14 protein-coding genes are annotated in these 16000 nt (G+C 70.6%); 12 read left to right on the top strand and 2 right to left on the bottom strand.

Features of this window, described 5'->3' with window-relative positions:
* Window positions 1–112: 112 nt before the first annotated feature.
* The 6 genes from ACFYP5_RS10660 to ACFYP5_RS10635 all read left to right on the top strand — a co-directional run bounded on the left by ACFYP5_RS10660 (window position 113) and on the right by ACFYP5_RS10635 (window position 7804).
* Window positions 113–2788, top strand: coding sequence for a beta-N-acetylglucosaminidase domain-containing protein (locus ACFYP5_RS10660; protein WP_389033319.1), 2676 nt, complete (start codon window positions 113–115; stop codon window positions 2786–2788).
* A 215-nt stretch (window positions 2789–3003) separates the two neighbouring features.
* Window positions 3004–3972 carry an NADPH:quinone oxidoreductase family protein gene (locus ACFYP5_RS10655; RefSeq protein WP_389033316.1) on the top strand — a complete coding sequence of 323 codons (969 nt, stop codon included), beginning with the start codon at window positions 3004–3006 and terminating at the stop codon, window positions 3970–3972.
* Window positions 3969–5162 (top strand): acyl-CoA dehydrogenase family protein, encoded by a 1194-nt coding sequence (locus ACFYP5_RS10650; protein WP_389033313.1) that lies wholly within the window; start codon window positions 3969–3971, stop codon window positions 5160–5162. The genes ACFYP5_RS10655 and ACFYP5_RS10650 overlap by 4 nt, the downstream gene beginning before the upstream one ends.
* Window positions 5159–6286: an acyl-CoA dehydrogenase family protein gene (locus ACFYP5_RS10645; RefSeq protein ID WP_389033312.1), complete on the top strand. Its 1128-nt coding sequence runs from the start codon at window positions 5159–5161 to the stop codon at window positions 6284–6286. Before ACFYP5_RS10650 ends, ACFYP5_RS10645 begins: the two co-directional genes overlap by 4 nt.
* A 292-nt stretch (window positions 6287–6578) precedes the next feature.
* On the top strand, window positions 6579–7475 hold the full coding sequence (locus tag ACFYP5_RS10640) for a phosphatidylinositol-specific phospholipase C/glycerophosphodiester phosphodiesterase family protein (RefSeq protein WP_389033309.1): 897 nt from the start codon (window positions 6579–6581) through the stop codon (window positions 7473–7475).
* Between the two features lie 134 nt (window positions 7476–7609).
* Entirely contained in the window at window positions 7610–7804 is a 195-nt protein-coding gene (locus ACFYP5_RS10635; RefSeq protein ID WP_030924608.1) for a hypothetical protein, read from the top strand.
* 327 nt (window positions 7805–8131) lie between these two features.
* On the opposite strand, the gene ACFYP5_RS10630 is transcribed toward ACFYP5_RS10635, so the two are convergent.
* Window positions 8132–8494, bottom strand: coding sequence for a DUF779 domain-containing protein (locus ACFYP5_RS10630; protein WP_389033306.1), 363 nt, complete (start codon window positions 8492–8494; stop codon window positions 8132–8134).
* A gap of 275 nt (window positions 8495–8769) precedes the next feature.
* On the opposite strand from ACFYP5_RS10630, the gene ACFYP5_RS10625 reads away from it, so the two are divergent.
* Genes ACFYP5_RS10625 through rbsD form a run of 5 tightly spaced genes read left to right on the top strand, consistent with a single transcriptional unit; the run spans window position 8770 to window position 14600 of the window.
* The gene (locus ACFYP5_RS10625; RefSeq protein ID WP_389033304.1) at window positions 8770–9786 is read left to right on the top strand and encodes a LacI family DNA-binding transcriptional regulator; all 1017 of its coding nucleotides are present in this window, start codon (window positions 8770–8772) and stop codon (window positions 9784–9786) included.
* Window positions 9783–11327, top strand: coding sequence for a sugar ABC transporter ATP-binding protein (locus ACFYP5_RS10620; protein ID WP_389033301.1), 1545 nt, complete (start codon window positions 9783–9785; stop codon window positions 11325–11327). Before ACFYP5_RS10625 ends, ACFYP5_RS10620 begins: the two co-directional genes overlap by 4 nt.
* Window positions 11317–13269, top strand: a complete 1953-nt coding sequence (locus ACFYP5_RS10615) for a substrate-binding domain-containing protein (protein ID WP_389033298.1) — start codon at window positions 11317–11319, stop codon at window positions 13267–13269. Before ACFYP5_RS10620 ends, ACFYP5_RS10615 begins: the two co-directional genes overlap by 11 nt.
* A 39-nt stretch (window positions 13270–13308) precedes the next feature.
* Window positions 13309–14214, top strand: coding sequence for a ribokinase (locus tag ACFYP5_RS10610; RefSeq protein ID WP_389033295.1), 906 nt, complete (start codon window positions 13309–13311; stop codon window positions 14212–14214).
* On the top strand, window positions 14211–14600 hold the full coding sequence (rbsD, locus tag ACFYP5_RS10605; protein WP_389033292.1) for a D-ribose pyranase: 390 nt from the start codon (window positions 14211–14213) through the stop codon (window positions 14598–14600). Before ACFYP5_RS10610 ends, rbsD begins: the two co-directional genes overlap by 4 nt.
* A gap of 48 nt (window positions 14601–14648) precedes the next feature.
* Here the strand turns inward: rbsD and ACFYP5_RS10600 are convergent, their stop codons facing one another.
* Window positions 14649–14924 (bottom strand): hypothetical protein, encoded by a 276-nt coding sequence (locus tag ACFYP5_RS10600; RefSeq protein WP_389033290.1) that lies wholly within the window; start codon window positions 14922–14924, stop codon window positions 14649–14651.
* A 484-nt stretch (window positions 14925–15408) separates the two neighbouring features.
* Here ACFYP5_RS10600 and ACFYP5_RS10595 point away from each other — a divergent pair, with 484 nt between their 5' ends.
* Window positions 15409–15993 carry a helix-turn-helix domain-containing protein gene (locus tag ACFYP5_RS10595; protein WP_389033288.1) on the top strand — a complete coding sequence of 195 codons (585 nt, stop codon included), beginning with the start codon at window positions 15409–15411 and terminating at the stop codon, window positions 15991–15993.
* Window positions 15994–16000: the final 7 nt, after the last annotated feature.

Genomic DNA, 16000 nt, shown 5'->3' with positions numbered 1-16000 from the left:
CAGGTCCAGGCGTTGATGTTGTCCAGACCATTGACATGCCAGCGCCATGATGTTGAATTCGGTCTCGTTGTGTTGCGCGACTCTGGTGACTTGAGTGACCCGTGGAGGACATGTGACGCCTCGCCCACCCCGTCTCACCGCACTCGCCGCGGCTGCGAGTCTGCTCGCCGGCGGCCTGCTGACCGCCGCGCCGGCCGCCCAGGCTGCCGACAGCGCCCGGACGGCCCCCCTGAGGAATGCCGCGACCGGCCAGCGCACTCCGGCCATCACCCCGACCCCGCAATCCGTCAGGACCAGGTCCGACCGGATCACGATCAGCCCCACCGTGACCCTCGTGACCGGCGACACCTCCGACGAACCCTCCGTCAAGGTCGTCGAAGCCGCGCTGCGCCGCGCCGGTGCGCAGCGGATCGTACGGAGCGGCAGCCCCGGCAGAAGCGGACTCACCGTCCACATCGGTGTCTCCGCCGCCCTCGCGGCCCAGCACATCGAAGGCCCCGACGCGCTGCCCGCCGACGGATACGTCCTCGGCATCGGTGCCGACCGCGTCGTCCTCGCGGGCAAGGACACCACCGGCACGTACTACGCCGCCCAGACCCTCCGTCAGATCCTGCCGCGGCGGAACCACCCCGGCGCCGAGGTCGACGGGCTCGCCGTGCGCGACTGGCCGGGCACCGCGCTGCGCGGCGTCATAGAGGGCTTCTACGGCACGCCCTGGTCCCATGCGGCCCGCCTCGACCAGCTCGACTACTACGGCGAGCACAAGATGAACATCTATGTGTACTCGCCGAAGGACGACGCGTATCTCCGCGCGAAGTGGCGCGACCGGTACCCCGCTGATCAGCTGGCGCAGATCAAGGAACTCGCAGACCGGGCCGCGCAGCGGCACGTCGAGTTCACCTACGCACTCTCGCCCGGACTCTCCGTCTGCTACAGCTCCGACGACGACGCCGAGGCGCTCGTCGACAAGTTCCAGACGATCTGGGACATCGGCGTACGCACCTTCGCCGTGCCGCTCGACGACATCAGCTACACCGACTGGAACTGTCCGGCGGACAAGGAGAAGTGGGGGACCGGCGGCGGTGCGGCGGGTGCCGCGCAGGCGTACCTCCTGAACAAGGTGAACAAGGAGTTCATCGCCACGCACCCGGGCGCCCAGCCGCTCCAGATGGTGCCCACCGAGTACTACAACGTCTCGGCCTCGCCCTACAAGACGGCGCTCGCCGAGCAGCTGGACCCCGATGTCCTCGTCGAGTGGACGGGTGTCGGCGTCATCGCGCCGACGATTACCGTCGCGCAGGCCAAGGCCGCCCGGACGGTCTTCAACCATCCGATCCTGACCTGGGACAACTACCCGGTCAACGACTACGTCACCAGCCGGCTGCTGCTCGGCCCGTTCAACGGCCGGGAGAAGGGGCTGCCGGGGGAGCTGGCCGGGATCACCGCCAACCCGATGATCCAGCCGTACGCCTCCAAGCTCTCGCTCTACACGGTCGCGGACTACTCCTGGAACGACGCCGCGTACGACGAGCGGGCCTCGTGGCTGCAGGGGCTCAAGGAGTACGCGGGCGGCGACGCCCGCACCGAGAAGGCGCTGCGGGCGTTCGCCGACATCAACTACAGCTCGGCCCTGAACAAGCAGGAAGCACCCGACCTGGCAGCCGAGTTCGCCCGCTACTGGAAGTCCGGCGACGCGACGCGGCTCACCTCGGTGCTCCGTGACCTGGGTGACGCCCCGGACCGCCTGCGCCGCAGCCTCCCGGACCGTGGGTTCATCGACGACTCCGGCCCCTGGCTGGACGCCACCGAAGCCTGGGCGACCGCGACCCGCACCGCCCTGCGCATGGTCGAGGCGGCGCGTGCTGGAAAGGGAGCGCAGGCCTGGGAGCTCCGCCGGCAACTGCCCGCACTCGTCGCCGAGGCGAAGTCCTTCGCCTACACGGGCCTTGACGGCCGCAAGGTGCCGGCCATCGTCGGCAACGGGGTGCTGGACGGATTCGTCGACAAGGCGAGTGCCGAACACGACCGGATCATCGGTGTGAGTGGCAGGCCCACGGCATCGACCACCCTCGGTACGTACCAGACCAACACCGTCGCCCGGATGCTCGACGGCGACGACTCGACCTATTTCTGGAGCGACGCGGCCCCCGCCGCCGGAGATCAGCTCGCCGTCGACCTGGGCCGGGCACGGGAGATCGGCGACATCACCCTCGCCATGGCCAAGCCCGGCAGCGTCGGCGACTACCTCCACGACGGCGTGCTGGAGTACTCCGTCGACGGGCAGAGCTGGCAGCAACTCGCCACGTTCTCCGGGAAGCCGGACGTCACCGCGACCGTCCCCGCCGGTACGAAGGCCCGCTATGTGCGGGCGCGGGCGACCGCGAGCCAGACGAACTGGCTTGTCGTGCGTGAGTTCGGCATCGAGCTGAAGGACGGTGCGCTGGCCGGCGGACCGCCCGCCGCCACCGGATCCGCCTTGCGCTCGGCGGCCGACGGTGACCCGGGCACCGTCTACCGGGCGGCGCGCGCGCCCGAGGCCGGTGAGGCGCTGGAACTCGGTCTCGGCTCCGCGCGCTCCGTCGGGTCCGTCACCGTCCTGCAGCAGACCGGGTCGGACGCCCTCGCCGACATCCAGCTGCGGGGCGCCGACGGAACCTGGCACACCGTCGGTGAGCTCGACGGTCCGTACACCAGGGTGAACACGACCGGCCGCACGGCTGATGCGGTACGTCTGGCCTGGCGCGCCGGGTCTGCGGCGCCGCAGATCGCCGAGCTGGTGGTCGGCTGAACCGGTAGGGGCCGCCGGAACGGCCCCTGACACCGGCCGGCTCCGCTCAGGCCTGCCGCGCGCCCGGCATCCCCGCACCACTCGGGGCGTGCCGGGCGCGCAGGCATGTCCGGGCCCGGCCGAATCGGTCCGGGCAGGCTGTTCCCAGGTGGGCAAGCGACCGCTTAGTATGCGCCGGAGCAGTGGTAATGCCGACAGTGTTGTGGAGGCCCCTCATGCAGGCATGGCGAGTGCACCGGAACGGCGAGCCGAGCGAGGTGATGCGGCTCGAGGAGACGGACCGGCCCACGCCCGGTAACGGACAGGTGCTCCTCAAGGTGCTCGCGGCGAACATCAACTTCCCGGACGCGCTGCTGTGTCGCGGCCAGTACCAGGTGCGGCCGCCCCTGCCGTTCACCCCGGGGGTCGAGATCTGCGGCGAGACGCAGGACGGGCGCCGGGTCCTCGCCACCCCCGCCCTGCCGAACGGCGGCTTCGCCGAGTACGTCGTCGCGGACGAGGCGGCTCTTCTGCCCGCCCCGGACACCCTGGACGACGCCGAAGCGGCGGCTCTGCACATCGGCTACCAGACGGGCTGGTTCGGACTGCACCGCAGGGCGCACCTCCAGGCGGGCGAGACCCTCCTCGTACACGCCGCGGCGGGCGGTGTCGGCAGCGCGGCCGTCCAGCTCGGCAAGGCCGCCGGGGCCGAGGTCATCGGCGTCGTCGGAGGCCCCGAGAAGGCCAAGATCGCCCATGAGCTCGGCTGCGACCTGGTCATCGACCGCCGCACCGAGGACATTGTCGCGGCGGTCAAGGAAGCCACCGGAGGCCGCGGCGCCGACGTGGTGTACGACCCGGTCGGCGGCGACGCGTATGCCAAGTCGGTGAAGTGCATCGCCTTCGAGGGCCGGGTGATCGTCGTCGGCTTCGCGAGCGGCGTCATCCCCACCCCCGCGCTCAACCACGCACTGGTCAAGAACTATTCGATCGTCGGGCTCCACTGGGGTCTGTACAACACCAAGGACCCGGCAGCGGTCCGCGCCTGCCACCAGGAACTCACCGCGCTCGCGGCACGCGGTGTCATCAAACCGCTGATCAGCGAGCGTGTCGCGATGGACGGCGCGGCGGACGCCGTCCAGCGTGTCGCCGACGGTACGAGCACCGGCCGTATCGTCGTGCATCCGGCGGGAGCCGCCCGATGACGGCCGTCGACGCGGCCGAACTCCGCCGCCGCACCAGGGAGCTGATCGCCGCACACCCCCCGGCCGGCACCGAGCGCACGGACTTCCTGAGGGCCCGCTTCGACGCCGGCCTCGCGTGGGTGCACTATCCGGCCGGGCTGGGCGGACTCGACGCACCGCGCTCCCTGCAGCCGGTCGTCGACGCCGAACTCGCCGCGGCGGGCGCCCCCGACAACGACCCGCGCCGCATCGGTATCGGCCTCGGCATGGCCGCCCCCACCATCCTCGGCTTCGGTACCGACGAGCAGAAGCGGCGCTTCCTGCGCCCTCTGTGGGTCGGCGAGGAGGTGTGGTGCCAGCTCTTCAGTGAGCCGGGAGCCGGGTCCGACCTCGCCGCGCTGGGCACCCGCGCCGTGCGCGAGGAGGCCGACGGGGACTGGATCGTCGACGGCCAGAAGGTCTGGACGTCCAGCGCTCATGTGGCCCGTTGGGGGATCCTCATCGCCCGTACCGACCCGGACCTGCCCAAGCACCGCGGCATCAGCTACTTCATCTGCGACATGACCGATCCGGGTGTCGAGGTACGGCCGCTGCGTCAGATCACCGGCGAGGCCGAGTTCAACGAGGTCTTCCTCACCGGCGTACGCATCCCCGACGGCCGGCGTCTCGGCCCGGTCGGCGCCGGCTGGAAGGTCGCCCGGACCACCCTGATGAACGAGCGCGTCTCGATCGGCGGATCCCGGATCCCGCGCGAGGGCGGCATGATCGGCCCGGTTGCCCGGACCTGGCGCGAACGTCCTGAACTGCGCACCCACGATCTTCATCAGCGGCTGCTCACCCTCTGGGTCGAGGCCGAGGTCGCCAGGCTCGCCGGCGAGCGGCTGCGCCAGCAGCTCGTCGCCGGGCAGCCGGGCCCCGAAGGCTCCGGCATGAAACTCGCCTTCGCCCGACTCAACCAGGAGATCAGCGGACTGGAGGTCGAACTCCTCGGCGAGGAAGGGTTGTTGTACAGCGACTGGACGATGCGCCGGCCGGACCTGGTCGACTTCACCGGACGCGATGCGGGCTACCGCTATCTGCGGTCCAAGGGCAACTCGATCGAGGGCGGCACGAGCGAGGTTCTGCTGAACATCGTCGCCGAACGCGTCCTCGGGCTGCCCGCCGAGCCGCGCAACGACAAGGATGTCGCCTGGAAGGACCTGTCCCGATGACAGCACAGACCGAAGAGACCGTGGCGCCCGATCTGCTGTACTCGGAGGCCGAGGACGACCTGCGGGCCGCCGTACGGTCGTTGCTCGCCGACCGGTCCGACGCGCCGACGGTGATCGCCCGCATCGAGTCCGACACGCCGTACGACCCGCAGCTGTGGAAGGCTCTCGGCGCCGACATCGGAGCCGCCGGGCTGCTCGTGCCGGAAAAGCTCGGCGGCCAGGGCGCCGGCCATCGCGAGGCTGCGGTCGTCCTGGAGGAACTGGGCCGCAGCGTGGCCCCCGCCCCCTATCTGACCAGCGCGGTCGTCGCGACCGAGACGCTGCTCGCCCTGGGGAGCGAGGACGGCCCAGTCACCGAACTCCTCGGTGACCTGGCCGCAGGACGCAAGATCGCGGTCCTCGCCGTACCGTTCCCCGCGGCGCCGGAGAACAGCTCGGCGGCCGAGGCCGTGACCGGCACCCTGGACGGCACCGTCACCGCGGTCGCCGACGCGGCCGCGGCCGATGTACTGCTCGTACCGACCACCGACGGCCTGTACGCGGTCGAGGCGGATGCGCCCGGCGTCACCCTCGAGCAGCTCGTCGCGCTCGACCGGACCCGCCCGCTCGCCACCGTCACCCTCACCGCCGCCACCGGGACCCGCCTCGCCGACGCGGAAGCGGCACGCCCCGCCGTACGCCGCGGACTGCTCGCCGGTGCCGGACTGCTCGCCTCCGAGCAGCTCGGTCTCGCCGAGTGGTGTCTGACCGAGACGGTCAGGTACACCCGCGAACGGCATCAGTTCAACCGGCCCATCGGGTCGTTCCAGGCGCTCAAGCACCGGATGGCGCAGCTCTGGCTGGAGGTCGTCTCGGCCCGTGCCGCCGCGCGAAACGCCGCGGACGCACTCGCGACCGGCAGCCCCGACACGCCGCTCGCGGTGGCCGTGGCCCAGGCGTACTGCTCCAAGGTCGCGGTCCACGCCGCGGAGGAGTGCATTCAGCTGCACGGCGGCATCGGCATGACCTGGGAGCACCCCGCACACCTGTATCTGAAGCGGGCCAAGGCCGACGCGATCGCGTACGGCACGGCCGGCAGCCACCGCGAGGTGATCGCCGGGCTGATGGAACTGCCCGTGCCGTAGCGCGACTGCGCCCATGTCGGCGGGATGTGGGGCGGGGACACGTGACGTCGTCCCTGCCCCTTCGTCGTTCGGGGCGGTGGCCGCGCCGCAGAGCATGAGCCCGACCGGAGGAGACCATGCGGACCGGCCACTCCCCGCTCCGCCCACGAAACCGACCGCCCGGGGGAACGGCAGTCGACCGACGGTCGACGACCGCGTCAACTCTTGGCAGGTACCTGCCCAGTAGTGCGCTCCGGACCCATACTCGGTCGCGTCCACCCGTCCGGTCCGCACGTCGTTCCCGGGAGAATCCATGGCGTTCCCGACCCGCCGCCGCGTCGTCACCACCGCCCTTGCCGCCCTGGCCGCAGGCGCAGCCGTACCTCTCGATCCGGCCGCAGCGGCCACCATGCCCGTCGCCACGCGGCACCGTCCGCCGCTACGCCCGCTGCGGCAGGCTCACGCGCACAACGACTACCTCCACCCGCGCCCACTCCATGACGCCCTCTCCCACGGGTTCACCAGCGTCGAGGCGGACATCTTCCTCGTGGACGGAGAGCTGCTCGTCGCCCACGAAGCCACCGACCTCGACCCCACCCGCACCCTTGCGTCGCTCTACCTGGACCCGTTGCTGGCCAGGGTCAGGGCCAACCACGGTGCGGTGTACGCCGGTTGCCGCGAACCCGTGCAGCTGCTCATCGACATCAAGACGGACGGCGCCGCCGCCTACCTGGAGCTCGACCGGCAACTGCGGCGGTACCGCCGGATACTGACCTCGTACCACGACGGCCGGGTACACGCAGGCGCAGTCACCCCTGTGATCTCCGGCGACCGGGCCGCCCGGGTCCCGATGGAGGCGCAGCGCACGCGCCTCGCCTTCTACGACGGCAGGCTCGACGACCTCGGCACCGCGGCCACGGCCTCATTCATCCCGCTCATCAGCAGCAATTGGACCGAGAGCTTCGGCTGGCTGGGCAAGGGCCCGTTCCCCGCCGCCGAACGGGACAGGCTCCGCGCCCTCGTCGGCACCGCCCACCGCGGCGGGCAGCGCGTCCGCTTCTGGGCGACGCCCGACGTGGCGGGACCCGAGCGCGACGCCGTCTGGACCGAACTGCTGGCTGCTGGGGTCGACCATCTGAACACGGACGACCTGGCCGGGCTCGAGCTCTTTCTCCGTGCGAAGAACAGCGGTACCCGGCAAGGTGCCTGACGAGTCGTACGGCCTGCGACGGTGACAGTCAGTCAACACCCGGATGGCGGACACGCCAGTCCGCCGGATGGCCCCTTCGTTACGCCACACTGGCGGCCGAAAGCCGCATTCCGGCGCGGCGGAGGAGGTTGGCCATGGCCATTTCGATCTCACTGGTGCTGTTACTGCTGGTCCTTGCGGTGATCTTCCTCCGCAACGGAGGACTGAAGCTCTCGCATGCGATCGTCTGCGCGCTGCTCGGATTCTTCCTGGCGGGGACGAGCATGGCACCGAGCATTCAGGAGGGACTGACGGCCACGGCCGACGTCGTCAGCAGCCTCAAGCCCTGATCGGACTCGTTGTGGCGCGGTGAAGTGGTCATGAAACACATGGCACTTCCTCGGGCGCCTGAAGGGGGTCGCATCCGGCGCCTGATGGCGGTGCGACCCCGTACACAACCCGACCGCTTCGGCGACGGTGGCAGCCGGTACCCAGCCGCGGCCGAATTCCGCACCGGCGGAGCCGCCGACGCAGGTGGACGGGCACGGGTCTCTCGGCCACGAACGACCGGGCGCCGAGCACCGTCGGTTCCCGGTGGTGCGGCCCGCGTCGGCGTGTTCGACGACATCGTCGCGGAGTGCGACACGCAGTGACGTAAAGCGCCGGGCGCGCGGCGGTCAGGCGCCGACGAGGCGCGACCGGATCAGGAAGCGGACCCCCTCCGGCGCCTCCAGCGAGAAGCCGCTGCCGCGCCCCGCCACCACATCGACGATCAGCCGGGTGTGTGCCCACACCTCGAACTGGCTTTTCGACATCCAGAAGGGGACGGGCTCCGCGACCCCGTCGACGCCGAGCGAGGCGAGCAGCACGTCGGAGTTGCCGGTACGGAACTCGCCGTCCTGGTAGCACATGGGCGCACTGCCGTCGCAGCAGCCGCCGGACTGGTGGAACATCAGCGGCCCGTGTGCCTCGCGCAGTCGCCGCACCAGATCGGCGGCTGCGGGGGTGAACTCCACGAGCGGTGGGTCCGAGGGGGTCACGTGTCGGCCTTTCGCTGTCCGATACCGATCGATGGCTCCAGGTAACCCCACCCGACGTTGCGCGGAGGTTGCACGGCGACAACTGCGAACCCTGAGTGCTGCGCTCATATGAGCACCGATTTATTACGGTTGCGTCTCGCTGTGTCGGGAGGGTCTTGCTTCTGGGGCGTGTAATCGTTTCCAATCATTCGTGTAATCGTTTCCACGAGCTGCGGTGCCGACCGCGCCACCTCTGGATCCGATGCTCACGGAAACCACAAGGAGGTGGTCCGGAAGTGGCGAGCATCAAAGATGTCGCAGCCGAGGCGGGCGTGTCCGTCGCCACGGTGTCGCGTGTCCTCAACAGCCATCCGTCCGTCAGTCCCGACGCGAGGGCCCGCGTCCTCGCAGCTGTCGACGCGCTCGGCTACCGGCCCAATGCCGTCGCCCGGTCGCTGCGCACCGACCAGACGCGCACCCTCGGGCTGATCATCAGCGACGTACTCAACCCGTACTTCACCGCGCTGGCCCGCTCCGTCGAGGAAGCGGCGCGCGCCCTCGGGTACAGCGTCATCATCGGAAACGCCGACGAGCGGCCCGAGCTGCAGGACCACCACATCCGTACGCTCCTCGACCGCCGGATCGACGGGCTCCTCATCTCTCCCACCGACGGCGGCTCCCCGCAGATACTCGACGCCGCGCGTGGCGGCACCCCCATTGTCTTCGTGGACCGCTGGATTCCGGGGGTGGACGTGCCGGTGGTGCGCGCCGACGGATGTCCCGCCGTGCGGGACCTCGTCGCCCATCTGCACCGCCTCGGCCACCGCCGTCTGGCGATCATCGCGGGCCCGGCCGCCACTACCACCGGCAGCGAGCGCGTCGAGGCCTTTCGCGACGCCTTGGGTGAGCACGGGCTTCCGCTGCCCGACGCCTACATCGGGCAGGGAGACTTCCAGGCGGACAGCGGGCGCCGGGCCACCGAGCGGTTCCTGGCCCTGGCCGAGCCGCCCGACGTGGTCTTCGCCGCCGACAACCTGATGGCCCTCGGCGCACTGGACGCGATCCGTGCGCGTGGGCTGCGGGTTCCGCAGGACATCGCGCTCGCCGCGTTCGACGACATCCCGTGGTTCGTCCACACCGATCCGCCGATCACGGCGATCGCCCAGCCGACCGGAGACCTCGGCCGAGCCGCCGTGAGGGCACTGGTCGACGTCATCGAGGGCCGGCCCCCGCAGTCCGTCACCCTTTCCGCCGGTCTCGTCGTGCGCAGGTCGTGCGGCGAGCCCGCTTCGAACCCGAGGAGCAACCTGTGAGCAGCCAGGACGAGTTGCTGCGCATCGAGGGAATACGAAAGACGTTCCCCGGCGTGGTCGCGCTGGACTCCGTCGACTTCGACCTGCGCCGCGGCGAGGTGCATGTCCTGCTCGGCGAGAACGGCGCAGGCAAGAGCACGCTGATCAAGATGCTCTCCGGCGCCTACCGCCCGGACAGCGGACGGATCCTGGTCGACGGGAACGAGGTGCGTGTCCACGGCGCCCAGGACGCCGAACGGCTCGGGATCGCCACCATCTACCAGGAATTCAACCTGGTGCCCGAGCTGACCGTCGCCGAGAACATCTTCCTCGGCCGCCAGCCGCGGCGCCTCGGCATGATCGACCGCAAGAAGATGGAGGCGGACGCCGAGGAACTCCTGCGCCGGGTCGGCGTGCACGTCTCACCGAAGGCCAAGGTGCGCGAACTGGGCATCGCCCGGCTGCAGATGGTGGAGATCGCCAAGGCACTGAGTCTTGACGCCCGCGTCCTGATCATGGACGAGCCGACCGCCGTGCTGACCAGCGAAGAGGTGGACAAGCTCTTCCGGATCGTCCGCCAGCTGCGCGCGGACGGCGTGGGGATCGTCTTCATCACCCACCACCTGGAGGAGATCGCGGCGCTCGGCGACCGGGTCACCGTCCTGCGCGACGGCCGCAGCATCGACCAGGTGCCCGCCTCGACCCCGGAGAACGAGCTCGTCCGGTTGATGGTCGGGCGCAGCATCGAGCAGCAGTATCCGCGCGAACGGCCGGAGACGGGCGAAGCGTTGCTCTCCGTGCGCGGGCTGACCCGGGGCGGTGTCTTCCACGACATCAGCTTCGACGTGCACGCCGGAGAGGTCGTCGGACTCGCCGGACTCGTCGGCGCCGGCCGCACGGAGGTCGTCCGCGCCGTCTTCGGCGCCGACCTCTACGACGCGGGAAGCGTCGAGGTGCGCGGCGAGCGGCTGGGCAAGGGCGACGTGAACGCGGCCATGGGCGCCGGGATCGGGCTCGTGCCCGAGGACCGCAAGGGGCAGGGCCTCGTGCTCGACGCCTCGGTGCAGGAGAACCTCGGCCTGGTCACACTGCGTTCGGCCAGCCGCGGCGGTCTCGTGGACCTCAAGGGGCAGCGCACCGCCGCCGCCCGGATCGCCGGGGAGCTCGGCGTACGGATGGCGGGCCTCGGTCAGCACGTCCGCACTCTCTCCGGCGGCAACCAGCAGAAGGTCGTCATCGGGAAGTGGCTGCTCGCCGATACCAGGGTGCTGATCCTCGACGAGCCGACCCGAGGCATCGACGTCGGCGCGAAGGTCGAGATCTATCAGCTCATCAACGAACTGACGGCCTCCGGCCACGCGGTCCTGATGATCTCCAGCGACCTTCCCGAAGTCCTCGGTATGAGCGACCGGGTGCTCGTCATGGCCCAGGGCCGGATCGCCGGCGAACTGCCCGCGCACGAAGCGACCCAGGACGCGGTGATGGCACTCGCCGTCAGCGGCCCGTCCGTAACAACCACCCCAGATGTGAACGATGAAGTGGAGGGCTCCCGTGGCCACTGACACGCTCAAGAGCAATACGGGCGCAAGTGGCGCCTCGGCGCTCCGCCGCATCCTGCTCGACAACGGCGCACTGAGCGCCCTCGTGGTCCTGGTGGTGGCGATGTCGCTGCTCTCCGGTGACTTCCTCACCACTCAGAACCTGCTGAATGTGGGTGTGCAGGCCTCCGTGACGGCGATTCTCGCGTTCGGCGTGACCTTCGTCATCGTCTCGGCAGGGATCGACCTGTCCGTCGGCTCGGTGGCGGCGCTCTCGGCGACCGTACTCGCCTGGATGGCGACGTCCGAGGGTGTCCCCGTGTGGATCGCGGTGATCCTCGCCGTGGTCACGGGCATCGCCTGCGGCCTCGTCAACGGCGCCCTCGTCTCGTACGGGAAACTCCCGCCGTTCATCGCCACGCTGGCGATGCTCTCGATCGGCCGCGGTCTGTCCCTCGTCATCTCGCAGGGCAGCCCGATCCCCTTCCCCGACTCCGTCTCGGTGCTCGGCGACACGCTCGGCGGGTGGCTGCCCGTCCCCGTCCTCGTGATGGTCGCGATGGGGCTGGTGACGGCGGTCGTTCTCGGGCGCACGTACATCGGCCGTTCGATGTACGCCATCGGCGGCAACGAGGAAGCGGCCCGGCTCTCGGGCCTGCGCGTCAGGCGGCAGAAGCTCGTCATCTACGCCCTGTCCGGACTCTTCGCCGCTGTCGCGGGCATCGTCCTCGCCTCCCGCCTGGCCTCCGCGCAGCCGCAGGCCGCGCAGGGCTACGAGCTGGACGCGATCGCCGCGGTCGTCATCGGCGGCGCCAGCCTCGCGGGCGGCGTCGGCAAGGCCTCCGGAACCCTGATCGGCGCGCTGATACTCGCCGTGCTCCGTAACGGCCTCAACCTGCTGTCCGTCTCGGCCTTCTGGCAGCAGGTCGTCATCGGCGTCGTGATCGCGCTCGCGGTCCTGCTGGACACGGTGCGCCGGCGGGCCGGCGGTGGGTCCGCGTCGTCGGCGTCCTCATCCGGTGCTTCCGGGCCCCGGGGCAAGGGAGCCGCGAAAATCGGGATCGCCGCGGTGTGTGTGGCGGCCGTCGTCGCAGCCGTGTCCTTCTTCAACTCCGGCAACTCCGGTACGACCACCAAGGTCGGCATGTCGCTCTCCACGCTCAACAACCCCTTCTTCGTCCAGATGAAGGCGGGCGCGCAGGCCGAGGCGAAGGACGCGGGCATCGACCTCACCGTGACGGACGCGCAGAACGACGCGTCGCAGCAGGCCAACCAGCTGCAGAACTTCACCGGCGCAGGCATGCAGTCGATCATCGTCAACCCGGTGGACTCGGACGCGGTGGGACCTGCCGTGCGGGCCGCCAACAAGGCGGACATCCCGGTGGTCGCCGCCGACCGTGGTGTCAACAAGGCGAACACGGCGACGCTCGTCGCCTCCGACAACGTCGCGGGCGGCAGGCTCGCGGCGAAGTCACTGGCCGAGAAGCTCGGCGGCAAGGGCGACATCGTCGTCCTCCAGGGCACCGCTGGCACCTCCGCCAGCCGCGAGCGGGGCAAGGGATTCACCGAGGGCCTGAAGGCCTACCCGGGGATCAAGGTCGTCGCCTCCCAGCCCGCGGACTTCGACCGCACGAAGGGCCTGGACGTCATGACCAACCTGCTGCAGTCCCACCCGCGCATCACCGGTGTCTTCGCCGAGAACGACGAGATGGCGCTCGGCGCGGTCAAGGCACTCGGCAGCAAGGCCGGAAACTCCGTCGACGTCGTCGGGTTCGACGGCACCCCCGACGGCCTGAAGGCGGTCGCCGCGGGCACGCTGTACGCCTCGGTCGCCCAGCAGCCGAAGGAACTCGGGAAGATCGCCGTGCAGAACGCGGTCGAGGCCGCGCGCGGCAAGCAGGTCGACAGCATGGTCAAGGTGCCGGTGAAGGTCGTGACGGAGAAGAACGTCGCAGACTTCTCCTGAGCCGCCCCACCCCCGCACCTCAGTGAAAGGAGGACAGTGATGCGCGACTACGACCTGCTGGTCGTGGGGTCGGCCAATGCCGACCTGGTGATCGGCGTCGAGCGTCGACCCGCGCCGGGCGAGACCGTGCTCGGTTCCGATCTCGCCGTCCACCCCGGCGGCAAGGGAGCCAACCAGGCCGTCGCCGCCGCCCGCCTCGGCGCCAGGACCGCGCTGCTCGCCCGGGTCGGCGACGACGCCCATGGGCAGCTGCTGCTGGAATCGCAGCGCGCAGCCGGTGTCGAGACCGGTGGTGTCCAGGTCGGCGGGGCGCCCACCGGCGTCGCGCTGATCACGGTGGACCCGTCGGGTGACAACAGCATCGTGGTCTCGCCCGGGGCCAACGCCCTGCTGACCCCTGGTGACATCCGGGCCGCCGACGGCCTGCTCGCAGGCGCCCGGGTCGTCTCGGCGCAGCTGGAGATCCCTCTGGATACCGTGGCCGAGGTCGTACGCACCCTGCCGGCCGGTGTCCGGTTCGTACTGAACCCGTCGCCGCCCGCACCGCTGCCCGCGGACGTACTCGCCGCCTGCGACCCATTGGTCGTCAACGAGCACGAAGCCCGGTTCACGCTCGGCGATGCGGCAGGGCCGGGCCCGGAGGACTGGGCGCGGGAGCTTCTCGCGCTCGGCCCGCGCTCGGTGGTGGTGACGCTGGGTGCGCAGGGCGCGCTGGTCGCCGACGGCCGCACAGGGACCGTGGTGCGGGTCCACAGCCCCCGGGTCGACGCCGTGGACACCACCGGTGCCGGTGACGCGTTCACCGCCGCCCTCGCCTGGCGGCTCAGCCTGGGCGAGGACCTCGCGACGGCTGCCGCCTTCGCCGTCCGGGTGGGCGCCGCCGCCGTCACCAGGGAAGGCGCGCAGGCGTCCTTCCCGACCGCCGAGGAGGTCTCCGCGCTGTGAAGAAGGCCGGAATTCTCAACCGTCATCTGGCCGGGGCACTGGCCGAACTGGGCCATGGCGACAGGGTCCTCGTCTGCGACGCGGGCATGCCCGTCCCGGCCGGTCCGCGGGTCGTCGATCTGGCCTTCCGCGCCGGGATCCCTTCCTTCGCCGACGTGCTCGAAGGGCTGCTGGACGAGCTGGTGATCGAGGGCGCCACGGCCGCGCAGGAGGTGCGGGAGGCGAATCCCGAGGCCGCCCGGCTGCTGGCAGGGTGCTGGCCGGAGCTGGAGCTGGTATCGCACGACGAGCTCAAGGCGCTGTCGGCAGGGGCGCGGCTGGTGGTACGTACCGGAGAGGCACGGCCCTACGCGAACGTGCTGCTGCGCTGCGGCGTCTTCTTCTGACACGCGTGCGTACGAGTGAGGCCCGGCACCGCGACTCGGTGCCGGGCCTCACTGCGTGCCCTGGCGGCCCGGCAACTCAGCGCGCCCGCGCCGGCCTGAGGTCACCCAGCCGTGGCGTACGCTCCACATGCCACCGTCGGCGCTCGCGCCACGCATTCCGTCCAGGACGCCTTCGCCGGCGAGGGCGAGCAGGCGGGTGTCCTGGAGTGAGGCGAAGGCAACCGTACGGTCAGGGGCCCAGTCGGTACTCCGGCGCAGGCGGCGGGCAAGTTGGGCGAAGCCGAGCGGGGGCGGCTGCGACCACCCAGGCATCAGGTGACTCATGGGTCAGCCTCCTCGCGGGGCGTAGCCAGGAAGCCGCCGACTCGGGCCAGTCGACCAGAGCCAGGACCGTTCCGCCGCCGGCCCGCCAGGCGGTGCTGAAGGCTTCGGCCGCCGTTCTGGACGCGTCGTCGCGGCTGTGACCGACGGAAACGGTCTCGATGCGGGATCCGGGGTACCTCAGCAGCCCGATGAGTGCGCTGAGTTCGGCCTCGGTGTGCGGGGACGGGAGCGGCAGGCCGCCGTACTCGGCGAGATCCGAGGCGGGGATCAGAGGTGAGCGGTCCTGCTTTGGATGTTTCCGTTCTGCTCTCACAGCCTGAGGTTTTCGGGCGCGAGAAGCTGGCGGTAATCGGACGCCGCACTGGGACCTGTTGCAGGGGCCGGACTCCAGGGCATCGAAGGGGTTCGCCACGATGCCCCGATGGCGCTGTGCGATGCCATGCCGAGTTGGTTCACTTGCAATTGGTTGTGCTGTTTCAGCAAGATGGTGGACGTGGATGAGCTGAGCACTGTACTGGCCGCTGTCGGGCCGCGACTGCGCGCGCTGCGCAGACAGCGTGGCATCACGCTGGCCGACCTGGCGGAGACGACCGGCGTCTCGGAGAGCACGCTCTCGCGACTGGAGAGCGGTGGGCGGCGGCCGACCCTGGAACTGCTGCTGCCCCTGGCCCGCGCCTACGGAGTGCCGCTCGACGAACTCGTCGGCGCACCCCGGACCGGGGACCCGCGCGTGCACCTTCGTCCGGTACGCCGGTCCGGGATGACATTCGTGCCGCTGAGTCGCCGGGCCGGCGGAATGCAGGCGCACAAGCTGGTGATCCCACCCAGCCGACGGGACACCGAACCCGACCTGAAGGTCCACGAGGGGCACGAGTGGGTCTACGTCCTGAGCGGCCGGCTGAGGCTGCTCCTCGGGGACCAGGACCTGATTCTCGAACCCGGGGAGGTGGCGGAGTTCGACACCCACCTGCCGCACTGGCTGGGATCTACCGACTCCGATGCGGTCGAACTGCTCGTCCTCTTCGGCCCGCAGGGTGAGCGTGCCCATCTGCGCGCCCGTACGACCTGACCGCATG

It is taken from the genome of Streptomyces sp. NPDC005262 (genome assembly GCF_042872425.1).
Taxonomy (GTDB): domain Bacteria; phylum Actinomycetota; class Actinomycetes; order Streptomycetales; family Streptomycetaceae; genus Streptomyces.
The sequence above is the reverse complement of the archived record's forward strand: the minus strand, read 5'-3'. Positions and strand labels throughout refer to the sequence as shown.

Bases quoted from the DNA above. Each gene is read 5' to 3' on its own strand.
- ACFYP5_RS10610 (WP_389033295.1), top strand. From the start codon at position 13,309: ATGCGCGACTACGACCTGCTGGTCGTGGGGTCGGCCAATGCCGACCTG.
- ACFYP5_RS10655 (WP_389033316.1), top strand. From the start codon at position 3,004: ATGCAGGCATGGCGAGTGCACCGGAACGGCGAGCCGAGCGAGGTGATG.
- ACFYP5_RS10635 (WP_030924608.1), top strand. From the start codon at position 7,610: ATGGCCATTTCGATCTCACTGGTGCTGTTACTGCTGGTCCTTGCGGTG.
- ACFYP5_RS10645 (WP_389033312.1), top strand. From the start codon at position 5,159: ATGACAGCACAGACCGAAGAGACCGTGGCGCCCGATCTGCTGTACTCG.
- ACFYP5_RS10600 (WP_389033290.1), bottom strand. From the start codon at position 14,924: ATGAGTCACCTGATGCCTGGGTGGTCGCAGCCGCCCCCGCTCGGCTTC.
- ACFYP5_RS10595 (WP_389033288.1), top strand. From the start codon at position 15,409: ATGGTGGACGTGGATGAGCTGAGCACTGTACTGGCCGCTGTCGGGCCG.
- ACFYP5_RS10640 (WP_389033309.1), top strand. From the start codon at position 6,579: ATGGCGTTCCCGACCCGCCGCCGCGTCGTCACCACCGCCCTTGCCGCC.
- ACFYP5_RS10650 (WP_389033313.1), top strand. From the start codon at position 3,969: ATGACGGCCGTCGACGCGGCCGAACTCCGCCGCCGCACCAGGGAGCTG.